The organism is Mycoplasmopsis bovis PG45 (assembly GCF_000183385.1).
Taxonomy (GTDB): domain Bacteria; phylum Bacillota_I; class Bacilli_A; order Mycoplasmatales; family Metamycoplasmataceae; genus Mycoplasmopsis; species Mycoplasmopsis bovis.
This window is the reverse complement of sequence record NC_014760.1, coordinates 525937-544928: the sequence shown is the minus strand read 5'-3', so window position 1 is coordinate 544928 and position 18992 is coordinate 525937. Positions and strand designations below refer to the sequence as shown.

The 18992-nt window shown below is 29.5% G+C and carries 17 protein-coding genes; 11 read left to right on the top strand and 6 right to left on the bottom strand.

Going from position 1 to position 18992, the window contains the following annotated elements:
• Window positions 1-2: 2 nt before the first annotated feature.
• Genes uvrA through MBOVPG45_RS02330 form a run of 3 tightly spaced genes read right to left on the bottom strand, consistent with a single transcriptional unit; the run spans window position 3 to window position 5410 of the window.
• Window positions 3-2834 (bottom strand): excinuclease ABC subunit UvrA, encoded by a 2832-nt coding sequence (gene uvrA / locus MBOVPG45_RS02340; RefSeq protein ID WP_013456203.1) that lies wholly within the window; start codon window positions 2832-2834, stop codon window positions 3-5.
• Window position 2835: 1 nt separating this feature from the next.
• Window positions 2836-4845: an excinuclease ABC subunit UvrB gene (uvrB, locus tag MBOVPG45_RS02335; protein ID WP_013456576.1), complete on the bottom strand. Its 2010-nt coding sequence runs from the start codon at window positions 4843-4845 to the stop codon at window positions 2836-2838.
• A 46-nt stretch (window positions 4846-4891) separates the two neighbouring features.
• A complete protein-coding gene (locus MBOVPG45_RS02330; RefSeq protein ID WP_013456360.1) occupies window positions 4892-5410 on the bottom strand; it encodes a Bsp6I family type II restriction endonuclease in 519 nt (172 codons plus the stop codon).
• Between the two features lie 136 nt (window positions 5411-5546).
• Here MBOVPG45_RS02330 and MBOVPG45_RS02325 point away from each other — a divergent pair, with 136 nt between their 5' ends.
• Window positions 5547-6494, top strand: a complete 948-nt coding sequence (locus tag MBOVPG45_RS02325; RefSeq protein ID WP_013456223.1) for a DNA cytosine methyltransferase — start codon at window positions 5547-5549, stop codon at window positions 6492-6494.
• 267 nt (window positions 6495-6761) lie between these two features.
• Here MBOVPG45_RS02325 and MBOVPG45_RS02320 read toward each other — a convergent pair whose 3' ends face one another.
• Window positions 6762-7214 carry an MAG0130/MAG3770 family membrane protein gene (locus MBOVPG45_RS02320; RefSeq protein ID WP_013456426.1) on the bottom strand — a complete coding sequence of 151 codons (453 nt, stop codon included), beginning with the start codon at window positions 7212-7214 and terminating at the stop codon, window positions 6762-6764.
• An 11-nt stretch (window positions 7215-7225) separates the two neighbouring features.
• Complete coding sequence (locus MBOVPG45_RS02315; protein ID WP_013456098.1) at window positions 7226-8785, bottom strand: TrkH family potassium uptake protein; 1560 nt, start codon at window positions 8783-8785, stop codon at window positions 7226-7228.
• A gap of 180 nt (window positions 8786-8965) precedes the next feature.
• Between MBOVPG45_RS02315 and MBOVPG45_RS02310 the strand changes: the two genes are divergently transcribed.
• The 5 genes from MBOVPG45_RS02310 (at window position 8966) to MBOVPG45_RS02290 (ending at window position 13615) form a co-directional block, all read left to right on the top strand.
• A complete protein-coding gene (locus tag MBOVPG45_RS02310; protein WP_013456624.1) occupies window positions 8966-9634 on the top strand; it encodes a potassium channel family protein in 669 nt (222 codons plus the stop codon).
• 207 nt (window positions 9635-9841) lie between these two features.
• Window positions 9842-10270, top strand: a complete 429-nt coding sequence (mraZ, locus tag MBOVPG45_RS02305) for a division/cell wall cluster transcriptional repressor MraZ (RefSeq protein WP_013456303.1) — start codon at window positions 9842-9844, stop codon at window positions 10268-10270.
• A gap of 1 nt (window position 10271) precedes the next feature.
• Window positions 10272-11174 (top strand): 16S rRNA (cytosine(1402)-N(4))-methyltransferase RsmH, encoded by a 903-nt coding sequence (gene rsmH / locus MBOVPG45_RS02300; protein WP_013456048.1) that lies wholly within the window; start codon window positions 10272-10274, stop codon window positions 11172-11174.
• 44 nt (window positions 11175-11218) lie between these two features.
• Complete coding sequence (locus MBOVPG45_RS02295; RefSeq protein WP_013456000.1) at window positions 11219-12436, top strand: MAG3720 family protein; 1218 nt, start codon at window positions 11219-11221, stop codon at window positions 12434-12436.
• Between the two features lie 36 nt (window positions 12437-12472).
• On the top strand, window positions 12473-13615 hold the full coding sequence (locus tag MBOVPG45_RS02290) for a cell division protein FtsZ (protein ID WP_013456236.1): 1143 nt from the start codon (window positions 12473-12475) through the stop codon (window positions 13613-13615).
• Window positions 13616-13676: 61 nt separating this feature from the next.
• Here the strand turns inward: MBOVPG45_RS02290 and MBOVPG45_RS02285 are convergent, their stop codons facing one another.
• Complete coding sequence (locus tag MBOVPG45_RS02285) at window positions 13677-14054, bottom strand: biotin/lipoyl attachment domain-containing protein (RefSeq protein ID WP_013456139.1); 378 nt, start codon at window positions 14052-14054, stop codon at window positions 13677-13679.
• A gap of 277 nt (window positions 14055-14331) precedes the next feature.
• Between MBOVPG45_RS02285 and MBOVPG45_RS02280 the strand changes: the two genes are divergently transcribed.
• From MBOVPG45_RS02280 to MBOVPG45_RS02260, 5 genes are all read left to right on the top strand, one after another.
• The gene (locus tag MBOVPG45_RS02280) at window positions 14332-15015 is read left to right on the top strand and encodes a 16S rRNA (uracil(1498)-N(3))-methyltransferase (protein ID WP_013456211.1); all 684 of its coding nucleotides are present in this window, start codon (window positions 14332-14334) and stop codon (window positions 15013-15015) included.
• A 9-nt stretch (window positions 15016-15024) separates the two neighbouring features.
• Window positions 15025-16971, top strand: coding sequence for a M13-type metalloendopeptidase (locus MBOVPG45_RS02275; protein WP_013455923.1), 1947 nt, complete (start codon window positions 15025-15027; stop codon window positions 16969-16971).
• A 9-nt stretch (window positions 16972-16980) separates the two neighbouring features.
• Complete coding sequence (locus tag MBOVPG45_RS02270) at window positions 16981-17541, top strand: single-stranded DNA-binding protein (RefSeq protein ID WP_013455956.1); 561 nt, start codon at window positions 16981-16983, stop codon at window positions 17539-17541.
• A 121-nt stretch (window positions 17542-17662) separates the two neighbouring features.
• The gene (gene upp / locus MBOVPG45_RS02265) at window positions 17663-18289 is read left to right on the top strand and encodes a uracil phosphoribosyltransferase (protein ID WP_013456196.1); all 627 of its coding nucleotides are present in this window, start codon (window positions 17663-17665) and stop codon (window positions 18287-18289) included.
• Entirely contained in the window at window positions 18276-18986 is a 711-nt protein-coding gene (locus tag MBOVPG45_RS02260) for an MPN527 family putative ECF transporter permease subunit (protein ID WP_232953117.1), read from the top strand. Before upp ends, MBOVPG45_RS02260 begins: the two co-directional genes overlap by 14 nt.
• Window positions 18987-18992 lie beyond the last annotated feature (6 nt).

The following is an 18992-nucleotide window of genomic DNA, read 5'->3' as shown; positions in this document are numbered from 1 at the left end:
TCCTATAAATTAAGTATTTTCTTCAAATATTGACCAGTATAACTTTTTTCGATTTTAGCAACTTGCTCAGGTGTTCCTGTTGCTATAACCATACCACCATTTTTACCGCCATCAGGCCCTAGATCAATAATATGGTCGCAACACTTAATAACATCTAAATTATGCTCAATTACTACAACTGTATCACCATTATCGACAATTTTATTTAAAACACTTAGTAAGTTAGCTACATCATAAGAGTGTAATCCAGTTGTTGGCTCATCTAGAACATAAATTGTTTTGCCTGTAGGCGGTTTTTGTAAATATGTAGCAAGTTTAACCCTTTGTGCTTCCCCACCGCTTAATGTTGTAGATGGCTGGCCTAATTTTATATAGTTTAGCCCCACATCGCTAAGCGTTTGTAATTTATTTTTTATATTAGCACGTGCTTCAAAAAACACTAAAGCATCTTCAACGGTCATATCCAAGACATCAGCAATATTTTTGCCTCTATATTTTATTTCTAATGTCTCCCTATTGTATCTTTTGCCTTCGCATTCATCACAAGGTACATAAACATCAGGTAAAAAGTGCATTTCAATTTTTAGATAACCATCTCCTGAACACTTTTCACATCTTCCGCCAGGAACATTAAAGCTAAATCTTCCCTTAGCATATCCCCTTGCCTTAGATTCTTCTACGGAAGCAAATATATCTCTAATATCGTCAAAAACCGAAGTATAGGTTGCTGGATTACTTCTAGGAGTTCTGCCAATTGGACTCTGGTTAACTGCCACAATTTTATCCACATTAAATGAGCCACTAAATGAGCTAAATTTACCAACTTTTTCAGTTTGCGATTTTGATAAATATTTAGTTAGTCCTTTAACCAATATCTCATTAACTAAGCTACTTTTGCCGCTTCCAGAAACACCTGTAACTCCTATAAATTTACCTAAAGGAAACTTTACGTTAATGTTTTTTAAATTATTTTCACTGGCACCATTGATTATTAATGTTTTACCATTTCCACTTCTTCTAAACGAAGGAGTTAGAATTTTTCTTTTACCACTTAAATAGTTTCCAGTTAATGATTCTTCACAATTTTTAATATCTTCTAGAGTCCCTTGAGCCACAATTTTGCCACCATGCACTCCAGCATATGGTCCAATATCGACAATATAATCAGCACTTTTAATAGTATCTTCATCATGCTCAACCACAATTAAGGTATTTCCTAAATTAACCATATTTTTAAGTGTTTGAATAAGTTTTTCATTATCCTTTTGATGAAGTCCAATTGATGGTTCATCTAAAACATATAAAACTCCAGTTAAATTTGAGCCAATTTGAGTTGCAAGTTTGATTCTTTGACTTTCACCTCCACTAAGAGTTTCGGCATTCCTATTAAGTGTCAAGTAACCTAAACCAACATTTTTTAAAAAATACAAACGGTTATAAAGTTCATTTAAAATAAGTTGAGAAATGTACGTTTCTTCACTATTAAGCTTTAGGTTTTCTAACGTTTCTAATACATCTTCAACACTCATTCTGGTAAAGTCATCAATATTAAAATCATTAACTTTTATGCTAAGTGCATATTTATTTAATCTAGAACCCTTGCATTTTTCACAAGTGAATGAACCCATATATTTTTTAAGTCAGTCTCTAATTCTTTCGCTTGATGTATTGAAGTAGTCATTTTCAATTTTTTCTAAAATTCCAGGAATGTGTCTGTTTCTTCTAGTTTTATTGCCACTTGACGAAACTAAAACATATTCAATATCTTCTTTAGAGCCATATTTTATTATTTCAATTTCTTCCTTGGAAAGCTGATCAATTGGAGTGTTTTTGTCTATTTTATAGGTGTTTAGCAAAATATCAAACTCTTGCCATTCTAAGTTTTGACTATTAACTATATTGGCATAAATTTTGATAGCACCATCATTAATAGTTCTTCATTTTTCAGGCACTAAAGCATCAAAATCAGCTCTTAGGTTAACTCCTAAACCTTTACATAACTCACATGAGCCAAATGGTGCATTAAATGAAAATAATTTAGTATCAATTTTAGGCATATCAAAGTCTTTGTAAATACATGAGTGTAATTTAGAAAACTTTTTAATTTCTCCTTCAGTAGTCTCTACTTTCAAAAGCCCTTTAGAATAATCTAAAGCAACACTAATAGCTTCAGAAATTCTATTTTGATTTTCTTCATTAAGTACAACTCTATCAACTACAATATCAATATAGTGTTTTATGTTTTTTTCTAACTTAATTTCATCATCTAGTGAGTAAATTTGACCATCAACTTGAACACGCAAAAAGCCATCTTTTTTTAGTTTCTCAAAAAGGTTAGCGTGAGTGCCTTTTTCACCATCAATAATTGGCGAAAGTATGTATAAACGAGTTTGATCAGGAAATTCATATATACTTTTTAAAATGTCATTATTAGTTTGCGTAGTAATAGGAATTTTATGATTTGGACAATAAGGTTTACCAATACGAGCAAATAGTAATCTAAAGTAGTCATAAATTTCAGTTACGGTTCCAACAGTTGATCTAGGGTTATTATGAGTAGTTTTTTGCTCAATTGAAATAGAAGGACTAAGTCCTTCGATTGAATCAACATTAGGTTTGTTAGTTCCGCCTAGAAATAGGCGCGCATAATTACTTAAGCTATCAACATATCTTCTGCGACCTTCTTCATAAATTGTATTAAATGCCAAACTACTTTTACCACTGCCAGATAGACCTGTAAATACAATTAACTGATTTTGGGGAATCGTAAGATCTATATTTTTTAAATTATTTTCTTTAGCACCATGAATAATAATTTGATCTCTTGCACTCATATTATGGCTCCTTACTTTTACTTATATTACCTTCGCGCAGTTCAATAATAATATCTCTCATTTCCATTGCTCTTTCATAATCAAGTTCTTTAGCCGCTTGTTCCATTTGTTTTCTTAATTTTTCAATTAATTCATCTTTTGAAAGTTTTTCATCTTGATTTTTTGAATTAGAATTTTTGAAATAAAAAGAGATAGCATCAGTCATTTTTTGATTATGAATAGGCTCTGGGATAGGTTTTATTATAGTCTTGGGAATAATGTTGTGTTTCAAGTTATACTGTTCCTGAATTTGGCGAATCTCGCTGTTTTGTAGCATTGTTTCATGCATGCTCTTTGATACTGAATCGGCATAAAATATAACTCTACCATTGCTATTTCTAGCAGCTCTACCAGTTATCTGAATTAAGCTTCTGGTTGAACGAAAAAAACTTTCATTATCTGCATCTAGCACCATTATTAAGCTAACTTCAGGCAAGTCAATTCCTTCACGAAGCAAATTAATTCCGACTACACAATCATAAATACCTTTTCTAAGTTTTCTTAAAATTTCATTCCTTTCAAATGTTTTGTGCTCGCTATGAATATAAGCAATTTTCTCATTTTTCTCCATAAAGAATCTAGTTAATTCTTCAGCCAACGATTTTGTTGTAGTTAGAATTAGCGTTCTTTCACCTCTTTCTTTTTGTTTTTGTAACTCATCATATATATCTTCAATTTGGCCTTTAGCAGGTCTTACTTCAATTAAAGGATTTAGTAATCCAGTTGGACGAACAAATAAAGTAGTTACAATACCATTAGTTTTGTCTAATTCATATTCATCTGGAGTAGCAGAAATATATATTTTTTGAAAATCAAAACTAGTTTCAAATTCATCAAAAGTTAATGGTCTGTTATCTAAAGCACTAGGTAGTCTAAAACCATAATCAACTAAGGTCTGCTTGCGAGATCTATCACCTTTAAACATAGCTCTTAATTGTGGCATCATCATATGTGATTCATCAATAAAAACAATAGGATTTTTGTCATGGAAGTAGTCTAATAATGTATAGGGTCTTTGACCAAAAGTCCTGTTATCAAGGTACATAGAGTAATTTTCAATTCCAGGGCAGGTTCCAAATTCAGCTAATGAATCAAGGTCTCTTTCAACCCGTTCTTTTATTCTTTGAGTTTCTAATAATCTATTGTTTTTTTCAAAATATGCAATACGCTCATCTAATTCAATTTTGGCTAATTCTACAGTTTGCTTAATTATGTCATTATTAACAGTATATGCATCACCAGGGAATAGTAAAAATTCATTATAACTTTGAAACACTTCTTTTGTTATTGGGTGCAATGTCTTAATTGATTCAATTTCGTCACCAAAAAAATCAACTCTAATCATAAATGAATTATCATAAATTGGTTGTATCAAAACTAAGTCACCCTTAACAGCAAATGATCCTAGTTCTGAATTAGCATCATTACGAAAGTAATTTCTTTTTATAAGCATTCTAATAAAATCATTACGTGAAATTTTTTGACCTTTATGTATAGTCATAAAATTATTTTCATACTCATATGGATTTAGAGCACCATAAATAGCCGACACAGAGGCTACAACAATAGTATCATTACGGCTTAAAATTGAGTTAACTGCGCTCATACGCATTGAATCTATTTCAGCATTGCGCTTACTAGTTTTATCAATATATGAATCACTAGATGGAATATATGCTTCAGGACGGTAATAGTCAAAATATGAAACAAAGTATTCAACCTTGTTTTCAGGAAAAAAGCCTTTTAATTCGCTATATAGCTGGCTTGCTAATGTTTTATTGTGTGACAAAACCAAAACCGGGCGGTTAAACTTATTAATGACATTTGCAATAGTAAATGTTTTTCCACTTCCTGTTACACCTTGTAGCACTTGTTCCTTAACATTATTTTTAATGCCTTCTACCAATTCATTAATTGCTTTAGGCTGGTCGCCAGCAGGAGCATATGTTGAATGCAATTTAAAACTATACATATTAATAAATTATAATGTTATTATGTTTACAGCTGCATAAATATGACTATGCTATATCTGACTTTATAATATCACCAGTTTGCAGGCTAACAACAGCATAATGCTTAATACCATACTTTTCAATATAGTTCTTAATTATTGACAATCTAGGTCTCTTTCCATCTTTTTGGAACTTCTCGAATGTATTATGCGAATTAACATTTATCATTTTCAAATCATCAATAGGAATTTTATATAAGTACAGGAGATCTTGTGTTTGATCTAATCTTGCAAATTCTAAAATGTCAAACTCGCTTTTGGGACCAAAACTTGTTATGTCAAGATTTCAATTTGAAGTTGCTTTAATTTGAACTTTTTTAAAATCATTTGTTAATGCGTCTTCAGAACCATTTCCAGAGCTTAAATAATAGTCATTAACATAACAAACTATTATTTCACTAAATGATTCATGAAAATTAACTCCACGCGTATAAATATTTTTAATATGATTGGTTAAATATTTTCAAACAGGATAAAGATCTATTATCTTGGTATATCTATCCTTAGTTACTTTGCTAACATTCATTATATAATTATAATGTTTTAGTAAGTTAAATTCATTTAATATAAATGTGCTTTAAATAAAGCTACTAAAATTAAGGTTGTTTTTCATCACAATTCAATTGTTGCAATTTTACAATAACAAATACTAAAGGAGACAAATGTATAAAGTAGGTAGCTTGTTTGCTGGAGTTGGCGGGATTGACTTAGGTTTTGAACAAACCGGAAAATTCAAGACCATATGAGCAAATGAATTTGACAAAAATGCATTATTGACGTATAAGTCTAACTTTTCTACATTTGTTTCAAACGTAGACATTAGAAAAGTAAATGTTAATGACATTCCTGATGTTGATATTATTCTATCTGGATTTCCATGCACATCATTTAGCATCGCAGGTTATCGCAAAGGATTTGAGGATGAAAAATCTGGGGATTTGTTTTTTGAAACGCTAAGAGTAATTGTTTCAAAGCAACCAAAGGCATTTCTTTTAGAAAATGTTAAAAACTTAGTTGGTCATGACGACGGCAAGACTTTTAAAATTATCAAGCAGTCATTAGAGGCGAATGGATACTTTATTAAGTTTGCAATTTTAAATGCTAAAGATTATGGAGATATTCCACAGAATAGAGAGCGTATTTATATTGTTGGTTTTAAAGACAAACATTCACATGATGCTTTCTCTTTTCCGCTACCTGTTAAACTAAGAACATCAATAAATGATTGTTTAGAAGTTAATGTTGATGATGACAGTTTTTACTATTCTGCAGACAAAAATGTTTTTTACAGTAAACTTGCTATTGAAATTAAAAATTCTAATTCTATCTATCAGTGAAGAAGAAAATATGTAAGAGAAAACAAAAATGGTGTTTGTCCTACGCTAACTGCAAATATGGGAACCGGCGGGCATAACGTGCCTTTAATTTTGACTAAAAAAGGCATAAGAAAACTAACTCCACGTGAGTGTTTTAATTTTCAAGGTTTTCCATCTTCATTTAAGCTACCTAATATTGTTAAATCACAGTTGTATAAACAGGCAGGCAATTCAGTTGTTGTGCCTGTGATAAGAAGAATTGCAGAAAAAATATTTGTTGCTCTTGACAAATAAACGCTTTGATTAATAACAAAGCAGTGCAATATATATTAAACAAAATGTATATCAGCGAAAATGCTGATAATTTTTTATAAAAAAACTAAAAAGTTGAAGATAGTTATTTACAATGAGCAAAAAGTTTCACTTAAGTGTTTAAAAAATTAAAAAGGTAGGAAACCTATTTTTCTATCAGATCAAATTTTCAAAGAATAAAATTTGCAACATATTACTTAAACAAAAAAATAAAAGCTCTGCAACAATTACAAAGCTTATTTGGTTTTATTATTTATTCATTAGGCTAATATTATCATTTTGGTTAAATAGTCATGTAACTAGTTTTTGCTTTTCGTCCTTTGTAAATCAGTGCTTTCTATTATTGATTAGATTATAGGCATATAGGGCAAAAAAAGTCTGAAAATTTAAGATTCAAAGATATGGTTTCTTACTGCGTCATGGATTAGGATCGTTTTCTAATGCTCTAAATGCTATGAATGATAAATTAAATAATTGCAAAACCGGCCCTAAAAATAATATTCAGATAACGCCTAAAACCATTAAGGAAATGGCTAAGCCTAATGAAACATTATTTCATTTACGGTATACAAGTAGTGCAATAATAACTGAAACAATATATAAGAATGCTAATAAGCCTATAAAATAGACGGTATAGAGAAATTTTTTGTTTCTTGAATATGAAGCAAATCTTTCTAATTTGTCAATGTTAATGTCATTCATAACACACTCCTTTATCCAATTGTAACTGATTCAGATATGTAATTGTATTTATAGGCATAATTTTTCTTGCTAGTTCATATTAAGACGCTACTGCTTACCCCAAATTGTCCAATGAACATTAATACACTTAAAACAATCTTAGAACCAACATTTAGTGAACTAGTAATTCCTGTTGTTAATCCCGAAGTTCCAAAAGCAGAAAAAACTTCAAAAAATATATGTGTAGCATTATATTGAGATCTAGGAACCAAACCACTAAAGTTATCAAAACTAGACATAACAACTAAAGAAACAAAGCCAACTAAAACTACACTTATGGTTGAAACAATTGTACTCATTTTCACTGTGTCGCTATCAACTTGACGCTTAAATGCTCTAACATTTGGCCGGCCAAATACCTTGCTTATAATTAATAAGAATAAAATTGCAAAGGTTGTTGTTCTTATGCCACCGCCAGTAGAAGCAGGTGCAGCACCAATGAACATTAAAGTTCCCAAAACTCATAATGTAGGCTCAGATAGAAGATGCAAATTAAGCGTTGAAAATCCAGCACTACGTGTTGATATTACCATAAATAATAGTGATCAAGTTTTGTATGCATTGTTCCCATAGTACTGTAAATTAGACTTGAAAATCGAATCAGTAGATGATAATTCAAATGAAATTACAAAAATAAAGCCAAATAATGTAACAATTAAATATGTAACTACAGAGATTTTAGTAAATAAACTTCAATTGTAATATGCATTTTTATTAATGCTTTTAATTCTTATATAGTTAACCACATCATGAATAACTGGATATCCAATGCCACCTATCAAAAACAAGATCATAATTATTACTTGTAAACCAATATTTTTATAATATGGCATTAATGAATTGTCGCCGATTATGTCAAAGCCAGCATTATTAATTGCACTTATAGCATGAAAAATACCAAATCGAAAACTATGGCTTCAATTACGATAAGGGTTATCAAAGTTAACTGAATTATTATTAACAACCTCTCTTAGGTGTGCTAGTTCTGTTTTTGGAGCAACATAATAAAAATAAAATGATAAACCAATGCTTGCTAATACTAAAGTTACCATCAAGAAGATCATTGAATCAATAATCATTCTCTTGTTTTTAAAAAAGTCAGAGTGGCCTCTTTCATATGAAACTAATTCAACATCACTTAGGCTTACATGACCTTTCATAAATATGACATTAATCAAAAATATTTTTAAAGCAAAGAGGCCAAAACCACCTAAAAGTGCGGCAATAGCAATCAGACTCTGCCCAAACATATTTCATGCTTTATATGTGGGGTGACTAACCAATCCAGTGTTGCTAAAAGCACTACAGGTTGTAAAAAATGCGTCTCAAAAAGTAATTTTGTTTTCGGCAACATAACTAGGATTATGAGTTATTTTGCTATTAAGAAAAAGAGTGATTATTAAAACCACTAATGCATACATTAGTAATATAAATTTAACTTTTGTACCATTCTTAGTTCACAATTTGATTTTTCTAAGAAAATTTCTAAATTTACTGTTTCTTCATCGATAGGCAAATTTATTTGATCTCATTTTACTTAACCGCCTGTAAGTGTGCAAGCATTATAATATAAAATTATACAGTTTAATTACAAGTATTAATTTATCATTTTATCTGTGTAGATAGTATCAATCGCTTTATATAAGTTTACGAGTCTTAATGAAAATGTATAATATTAACATTAAATATTTTTTTATTTAAGGTGGTAACTTATGGCTAAAAAAAGAAATCAAGACATATGCATTATAGGCACTGGTCGTTTTGGTAGTGCAGTTATTGGACAATTATCTAAAATGGATTGTTCTCTTTTATTAGTTGATAGCGATGAGCATGTATTAAATGAATATAAAGATGTGGCACAAAAAATAGTTGTAGCAGATGCTACAAACATTAAAGCCTTAAAAGCCTTGAACATAGCCGAAATGGATACAGTGGTTGTAGCTGTTTCAGACAATATTGAAATAGTAGCTGCACTATTAGAACTGAATGTTAAAAACTTAATTGTTAGGGCCAAATCTAAAACCCATGCCAGGGTATTGAAACAAATTGGTGCCAATGTAATTATTCAGCCTGAATATGAAGCGGGTGTAAGAACTGCCTTAATAGCTGCTAATCCTAACTTTATGCGTTTTAGCCAAAACTTGCAAGAAATTGGCGACAATTTCGTAATGGGAACTACTTCCTTAAACTCACAGTTTTTTGAAGGAAAACCAATTAAAGAAATTAAATTCAGAGACCTTGGGGTAAGTGTTGTTTTAATTAAAAGAGGCGCTAGAAGCATTTTGCCTAGCGGGCTAACAACCTTAGAAAGAGGAGATTTACTTACCTTAATTGGTAAAGTTGAAGATGTTACGGTAATGCTTGCCGAACTAAATAAATAATTTATAACGCTATTTTATAGACTAATTTGTTGTTTTAACAAAACAATATAACTACTGAAAAATGGACTGCTGTGATGCAGTTATTTTTTTATTTTGCATAAATTTATGATTTTTTATAAATTCCCAAAAGTAACTTTATGCATTTTTATTATTTCAATAAAAACGCAAAAGTGTATAATAGTGGTGGATAGTGGAGGATTGTGGAATATGTTTGGTGAATTTACGCGGACAATTGATGAAAAAAACAGAATTGCAATTCCGGCTAAATTAAGAGATAGCTTAGGCAGCAAGTTTTATATCACAATTGGTCTTGATGACGTTGTTGAATTAAGAAGTGAAGAGACTTTTATGACTTTTAGCAATAAGTTAATTGCTCAAAGTCAATTCAGCTCAGAAGCTCGTTTAATCAGAAGAGCATGACTTGGCAAAAGTCAGGAAATTGAACTTGATTCACAAGGCCGTTTTACAATTCCAAAACAATTTTTAACCCATGCAGCTATCCAAAAAGAAGTTCTACTTATTGGCGTTGGTGATTTAGTCGAATTATGAAGTGTAGAACAGTATGCAAAGTATGAAAGCGAATTAGACAAAAACTCAGTTGCAAATGCTGCAGCTAAGTTAGCAGAAAAAAACTAAAATGAAAAATAAGCATATACCAATTTTGTTAAAAGAAGCAATTAACTCATTAAATATCAAAAGTAATGGAATTTATGTTGACCTTACTGTTGGTATGGGCGGGCATTCTGCTGAGATACTAAAAAAACTTGATAATGGCATGCTAGTCGGTTTTGACAAAGATCTTTTTGCGATAGAAGAGAGTCGAAAAAGATTAAGTAAAATTGGCTTAAATTTTCAATTAATTCACTCTGATTTTGTAAATGTAACAGATGAATTAGCAAAATTGAATATTACTGCTGTTGATGGTATATTAGTTGATTTAGGAATTTCTAGCCCACAAGTTGATAATGCTGAAAGAGGATTTAGTTACAACAAGGATGCAAGATTAGATATGCGTATGAATACTAATCAAGTATTAGATGCTCATTTTGTAGTCAATAACTATGATGAAAACAATTTAATTTCAATTTTTTATAACTATGCAGAGGTAAAGCTTGCTAAGCAAGTTGCGAATGCTATTGCAAAAAATAGACCAATTAATACCACATTAGAGTTATCTGAAATTATAAAGTCAGCATACCCCGCAAAGTTACTAAGTCAAAAAAATCCATGTAAGGCTGTTTTTCAGGCAATTAGGATTGAAGTAAATAATGAATTTAGTTCAATTGAATCAATGCTTTCACAGGCACTTAACTTGCTAAAAAAAGACTCATCTTTAGCAGTTATAAGTTTTCATTCATTAGAAGATTCACTTGTCAAAAAATTCTTCGGGAATTTAATAAAAAGCAAACATCCATCAAAGATGCCAATTAAGGAAGATAAAAAATACATTGTTAAGGTTTATAACCCTTCGAAATCAGAAATTGAATTAAATAACAGATCAAGGAGCGCAAAACTAAGAGTATTAACTAAATTAACATAGATTTATTTATTTTTGATATTTAAATAACAAAAAAAGGGGGTAGCATGAGAACATTAAAAAAGCATAACTATTTTGGTGCATTTTATCTTAGCGAAAAAGAAATTGAATTTGTTGTGCTTTCTTTTATTGGAACACGCTACATTCCTGTTTATCATCGTTCATTTATTTATGATGCCAATGATAAAACTCAATTAAAGTTAAATATCAATCAAATTAAATCTGAGTTAAGCTCTAAGTCATCATTTTTAAATAAAAAAGAGCCTTATTCTATTGAATATTCATTAATTTTGGCTGATAAATATCTTGGCTACAAGGAAAAAAGCCTACAGATAAAAACTGATTATCTAACATTTAACTTGCATGAACAAAAAGTGTCAGATAACACTATAAATCAGTATCAAAACGAAATTAACAAAAGCAATTCACTTCCTAATACTTTTGTAATAAGTAACAAAACTTACTTATATCAGCTCTTTTCAGAGCATAATTATTCAAAAGAATATTTGCAAATGCCATATGAAAAAGAAGGCAAAAAATTAGTAACAAATCAGTTATTAATTACTGTCGATAACACTTCATTTATTGCAACATTGCATCTGCTTTTAAATAATGCAGGCTTTAATATTAAAAAGGTTCTCTTAGAATCAGAGTGCTTAAATATTAATAAGCTTGATAATAAATTTAGACTTATAGTTAATTTTTCTTGAAATTTTGTAAGTTTTCTTGGTCTTGTTAATAATAATCCATTTTTCTATAAAAAATATGTCTTAGACATAGAAAAGATAAATGAATTATTTACAAAAGAAGCTAATGTAAGTTTACATAATCTTGATTTACTAATTAATTCTGTAGTAAAAAACTATGATTTGTATTCCTCTTTAGATGATAGTCATCTAGAAAAACGAATTTTAAACGTTTTAGAAAATATTATTGCTGAAGTTTCTAGGGAATTAAAAATAATGCTAGCAGAAAATATTATTTATCCTGACATAGAAATTTTAGTTAATGGTAAAAGTACAGATTTTGTGTCTCACATTTTAAAAAATGAAATAAAAGGCTATTCTATAAGCAAGTCAGAAAATACTGATTCACTAATTTTTGGTTCTAATAAGTACTTTATTGGTGCAGCTTACTTAGCTAGTGAGAATGTGCCTAAAATAAGTAATACATTAGAATTACTAAATACTATTCCTTTATATAAAACAAAGACACCTGGAATAAACAAAATTTTAAAATCATTTTATAAAACAGTTAATGCATAATTTTTTAAATAAATCTATAAAAAAGGAGAATCGGTCATGAACGATTCAACAGTTTTTCCAAATTTAAAGGTTAAAGTTTTTGGAATCGGTGGTGCTGGTAACAATGCAATTAATAACATAATTGCAGACGATCAATTTGATAGTTCAGCAATTGAGTTTTGAGCAATTAATACTGATTCACAGCACTTACAAGACAACAGAAACAAATGCGAAAATAAATTGTTATTAGCTAATCCAATATACAGCGGTTGTGGTGCTGGTGGTGATCCTAAGGTTGGAAAAGAATGCGCTTTAAATTCTATTGACCAAATCAAAGAAATTTTAGCTGACACAAACGTTTTGATCCTAGCAGCAGGCCTTGGTGGTGGCACTGGCACTGGAGCAACACCTGTTATTGCAGATGTAGCTAAAAAAATGGGAATACTAACAATTGCTATTCTTACAACACCTTTTGATATGGAAGGTGAAATTAAAAAAAGTATTGCATTAGCTGGAATAAATGAAATCAAAAATCATTCAAATTCCTACTCATTAGTTTCAAATCAACAAATTTTGGAAACTTACAAAGACTTTCCATTAAATATGGCTATGCAAATGGCTGATAAGAAGCTAAAAAACCTTATTAAAAATGTAATTGATATTATAAATCTAAGTTGGTTTATAAATATTGACTTCCATGATTTAAAAAATGTTTTAGAAAATGGTCAGAATACTTTCATTGGCTATGCTAAAACTAGTGGGTCTGACAAAGTTAAAAAAGCAGTCGATGAAGTTGTTAGTGACAACATTAGTGAAATAAAGAGCAATAATAACTATAAAAATTTATTAGTCTCATTTCATATCGACTCTAAAGGCACATTAACAGAAATTAATGAGGCAATAGAACTATTGAAAGAACACTTTGGCACTGACACACACATTAAATTTGGCATTATTAATGATGCTTGAACAGATGAAAGAGAAGATTTTTTCACAATAGGTATAATTGCTGGTCAAGGCGAAATACATAGTAGCATTGACTATCATAACAAGATAAAAGGGTCAAAAGATAATTCATTAATAAATGAGCAAACTAATATCATCAATGTAGAAAACACTGATGAATACGACCAAATTGTTACTAAAAATGAAAAAATCTTAGAACAAAATTCTGACCTAATTCCTGATTTTTTTAAGTAGATTTATAAAATAAAAATGCATCCACAGTACTATAAAACAGTCTTGGATGCATTTTTATATATTAGCTTATTAATGATTGATATCTATCTCACATTGCAAATTCATCTAATTTATCATACTCTTCTTTATTGATATCTTTTAAAGTTGCAATTCAGTTTTCATCGTCATAGACAGATGAAATTAAAGTTGGTTTAGCAAGAATAGAATCATTAATTTTTATAATTGATGCTTTAATTGGCATTTTAAATTCTTTTTCTTCTTTAGCTGTGTGAATTATCATAAATAATTCATCTGTACTATAAGCAGAGTTTTCTTTTACTAATATCTTTAATTCTTTAATTGAAATCAACTCGTCTTGCGCATCAGGAGTAAGTCTTAAAACATATTCATTTTTGCCATCTAAGTATTCAAGTGTAAATTTACCAATTAACTTTTTCATATGTAACTCTCCTTATGTTAGTTTATTTTAAGCCCATAAAACAATGATTTTAGAAAATTTGAATGAGTAAAAATGTCAAATTATCAATTCATTTATCTAATTAAACTAACAAATATTACATCACAATAATTATACCAATTTGAAACTAGCTACAACTTGCAATATTTTTGTATAGCAAATAGATCTACTAGTAAATTTACATAAGAGTTTGAATATATTACAAATATTTATATAATTGAGTTAAGTATATAACTTAAATAAACCATAGAAAGAGAAAATGCATCGATTTTTTGTAGACCAAAAAGAAAATGATTATTTTATTCTTAATGAAAAAATAATAAAACACATAAAAAGCTCACGATTATTTAATGAGCATTTTTTATGCAATTATTTAGGACGTTTTTATGAATGTTTTTTAGAAAGCAACAAGGCTAAAATAGTTAAGGAATTATCTATAAGTCATGAATACACAAATGAGATAATATTAGCCGCTCCTATTATCAAAATTAAACGGTTTGAATGATTAATTCAAAAAGCAACTGAACTAGGAGTTAGCAGAATAATTCCAATGAATTCTAAGTATGTTGATCAAACAATTGTAAAGCATGAATTTAGCAAAAAAATCGATCGTTTTAATGAAATAATCAAAAATGCTGCTGAACAAAGCTTTAGAAATACTGTGCCAGAATTAGAATCAATTAAGACTTTTGAAGAAATTATTTTAAACAACCAGGATAAAAAAATCTATGTTGCATATGAGAATAAAGAATTAGACAGTCAGATTGATAAAATTGATACTAATAGCATTTTAATTGTTGGACCTGAAGGAGGACTATCAGATAGTGAAGTTGATTTTGCGCTCAAAAACAACTGTTTTATAGTGTCATTGGGAAAAACAATACTAAGAGCTGAAACAGCATGCATATATATGCTTTCTAATGTAAGAGAAAGTGGCAAATAGGAGAATAATATGAATGAAAAAATAAGATTAGAAGACGATTTTTATGAAAGTGTTAATGGCGAGTGACTAGAAAAAGCTCAAATACCAGCTGATAAGTCATCAATAAGTTCGTTTTATGAAATTCACAACCAAAGTGAAAAAAACTTGATGAAAGAAACTGCCGATTTAATAGCCGAAAAAAACATAAGCAGAAAAAGAATTAAAGATCCAGTTCTCTTAAATTATGCACTTTTTGCTGATATGGCTTATGATTTTAAAACTAGAGAAAAGCATGGTGTTTCACCAATTTTACCTACTTTAAAGGCTATTTCATCACTTAAAAACAAGGAACAACTAATTGAAAAATACAAATACTTTCGTTTTAGAGACATAGCTCTTCCTTTTGAATTTGGGATTATTCAAGATTTTAAAAATGTTGAGGAGCAAGTTTTATGCATCTCCGGCCCAAGTTTGATATTGCCTGAAAAATCTTATTATGATGATAAGCATCCGGCTAAGGAGTTGCTAATTTCTAAATTTAAAGAAATGAGTCTTAAGTTGCTTAAGTTTTATTATTCAGATGAGCAAAAAAATGAAAAGATTATTGACCAAGCATTAGCTTTTGACTCGTCATTAGTTGAGTTTTCTCCTAGTGCTGAGGAAAATGCTGATTATGTAAAATTATATAATCCATACAGCATTTCTGACGTAGTTACACTTTCTAAAAATGCTGATTTAAAGGCGATTGCGGAAAATTTAGTTAACAAAAACTCTAAATCAATTACTAATGTTGTAGATAAATTAATTGTTTTTTATCCTAAGTTTTTAGAAAATATTGACAAAGTATTCAATGATGAGAATTTTGAAAATATTAAGTCATGAATGTTTTTAAAAACAATTATTCAATACTCTAGCCTTTTAAATGATGAATCAAGAGTTATAGCAGGAGAATTTGACAGAACACTAACAGGTCAAGATAGTCCTATGACTAAAGAAAAACATGCATTTTATATTGCTTACAATAAATTTAAAATTCCTTTTGGTACTTATTTTGCTAAAAAAACATTTAGCGAAAAAGCAAAAGCAAATGTTGAACAAATGGTTACTAAAATGATTGGCATCTACAGAGATCGTCTTTTAAAAAATGACTGATTAAGTAAAAGTACTAAAGAAAAAGCAGTAGTTAAACTAGATGCTTTAGGTGTTCACATTGGTTACCCAAAAGAAATTCAACCTTTTTATGAACAAATGAAAATAAGTAACAAATTTTTCAAAAGGAATAACTTATTAAAAAATGCATTAGATTGCACAGTTGTTAAAAACACATGAGAATTTAATCAATATTTAAAGCCTATTAACAGAAACTACTGAAGTATGTCTCCTGCTGAAATTAATGCATACTATAATCCATTTATGAACCACATTGTTTTTCCTGCAGGAATATTGAATAAGCCATTTTATTCTATAGAACAGTCAGAAGCAACAAATTATGGTGGCATTGGAGCTGTAATTGCTCATGAAATAAGTCACGCTTTTGATAATAATGGTGCACAATTCGACGAAAAAGGTAATTTAAACTTATGATGAAGTTCCAAAGACTATAAAGCTTTTCAAGAAAAAGCAAAAGATATGATTGCCTTATTTGACAATAAAACAACTGAATATGGAAAATGCAATGGTACTTTAACAGTATCAGAAAACATTGCAGATGCTGGCGGATTTTCATGTGCACTAGAAGCTGCTATGTCTAATGATGCAAATGATATTAAAGACTTCTTCACTAGTTTTGCAGTAATATGAAAAAGTAAATATAAACCTGAAAGCGCAAGATTATTATTAGCAACTGATGTCCATGCTCCTGCGAAATTAAGAGCAAATATACAAATTCAAAATAGTGATGAATTTTACAAAGCATTTAATGTTAAGTCTAGTGACAAAATGTGATTACCTAAAAACAAGCGTGTAAAAATTTGATAGGAGCAACTTATGAATTTAAATAAAGTTATACTTATTGGTAGAGTTTCATCAGATGTTAGATATAGCAAAACTAACAGTGGTATATCTTTTGCTAGGACAAGAATAGCTATAAGCAGAAGTTATACAAGTGATAATGAAGTAACTGACTTTATTCCAGTAATTGCTTGAAGAAGCACTGCAGATTTTCTTAATGGATATGCGCCTAAAGGAACATTAGTTGCTATTGAAGGAACTTTAGTAACTTCAACATATGAATCAAACGGTCAAACTAACTATAGTGTAGAAGTGAGAATTGATAATTTGCACCTGCTTGAATCGCGTTCAGTTAGAAACCAAAGACAAACAAATGAATTTTCGGTTGTACAACCTAATTTTAAAAAAACTGATTCAAATACAACCAATTCTTTTGCTAAAAGCAATAAAGTATTTGGTAACAATTTTAATTTAGAAAGTACCGAAAAAAACAATAATATCCAGCAAAAGGTAAGTGTTGAGAAAGAAGTTTCTAAACCCGAAGAGCAACCATTTAACAATATTAATTTCAATTTTGATGATGATTTTGAAGAATAAAAACAAATCACTGCTTATAGATGAGTAAAAAATAGTGCTTTTTTCTTAAAAAGTGCTTTTTTATTATATTTACATAATAATATTAGATCATAAAATATAATATAAATTATTGGAGGTTAAAATGCTAAAAGTGCTTGATCATCCATTAATTAAAATTAAGCTAACAAATATGCGAAATAGAGAATCTGGACATTCAGTTTTTCGTCAAAATTTGAATGAAATTGGCTCATTAATGGTTTATGAAATTTTAAGAGACTACCAAACAAAAAGAAAAGAAATTGTAACTTCAATTAATAAGAAATATTTAGGTTACGAATTTGACAAAGATGTGGTTTTTGTACCTATTTTAAGGGCTGGCTTGGGAATGATTGATGGATTATTAAAACTAATTCCTGAAGCAAAAGTAGGGCACATTGGAATGAGTAGAGATGAAACAACATTTATGCCAAATGAATATTTTTATAAGATTCCTGAAGTACCTAAAGATAGCTATATTTTTGTAGTTGATCCTATGCTTGCGACAGGAAATAGTGCAGTTGATGCCATATCAAGACTTCGTAAAGATGGCTTTAACAATATCAGTTTAGTTTGTTTAGTTGGTGTTCAAGAAGGAGTAAGTAATGTTGAAAGTCATTTTGGAAATGACTTTAATATCTATTTAGCAGCATTAGATGAGTATCTTAATGAAGATAAATATATAGAGCCGGGGTTGGGTGATGCAGGAGACAGAATTTTTGGCACCAAGTAGTAACAACAACAAAAAGGAAAATATTTACTACTTCAAAAATAGAAGCAGTAGACTATCATATACAGGTATGATGCTTGCAGTTGCAATATTAGTTAACTTTGCAGGTAGCAAGTTATTATCAGTACCTTTTGTATCATTTTTAAAATTTGACTTTGCATTAGTCGTAATTACAGCAACGGCACTGTGAATTGGCTGGAGATACGCATTTTTAGTTATTCTGTTACTTTTTTTATTAGGGCCAAGTTACGGTTCACAAGGATATAGTTTACCTAGTGTTTTAGGTCACTTAATACTCTCAACAACGCAAGTTATATATATGACTATTTTTTATTGGTCAATAAAACTTTTAAAGAAAACAAAATTAGGCAAAACAAGCTTATTAATACTGCCAATAGTTCTTTCAATTTTAATAACTACTGGACTTTTAGTTCTCTTAAACATTTATTTATTTACACCATGATATTTTAAATTATTTGGGTTATTAGGCACTGATCCAGGCACTCATATTTCAATGATTGCGCACTGAGACAGAATTAAAGGATTATTTTTAAATATTCCAACATACTACAAGGGTGCTGGCTTAGTTTATCTTGTCTTTAACCTTGTTAATTTGGCAATGAACTCGGTATTTATATTTATAATTTTTAGTTTGAATAGTAAAAATAACTTTATTAATAAAAACATTTCATACCTATAACATTAT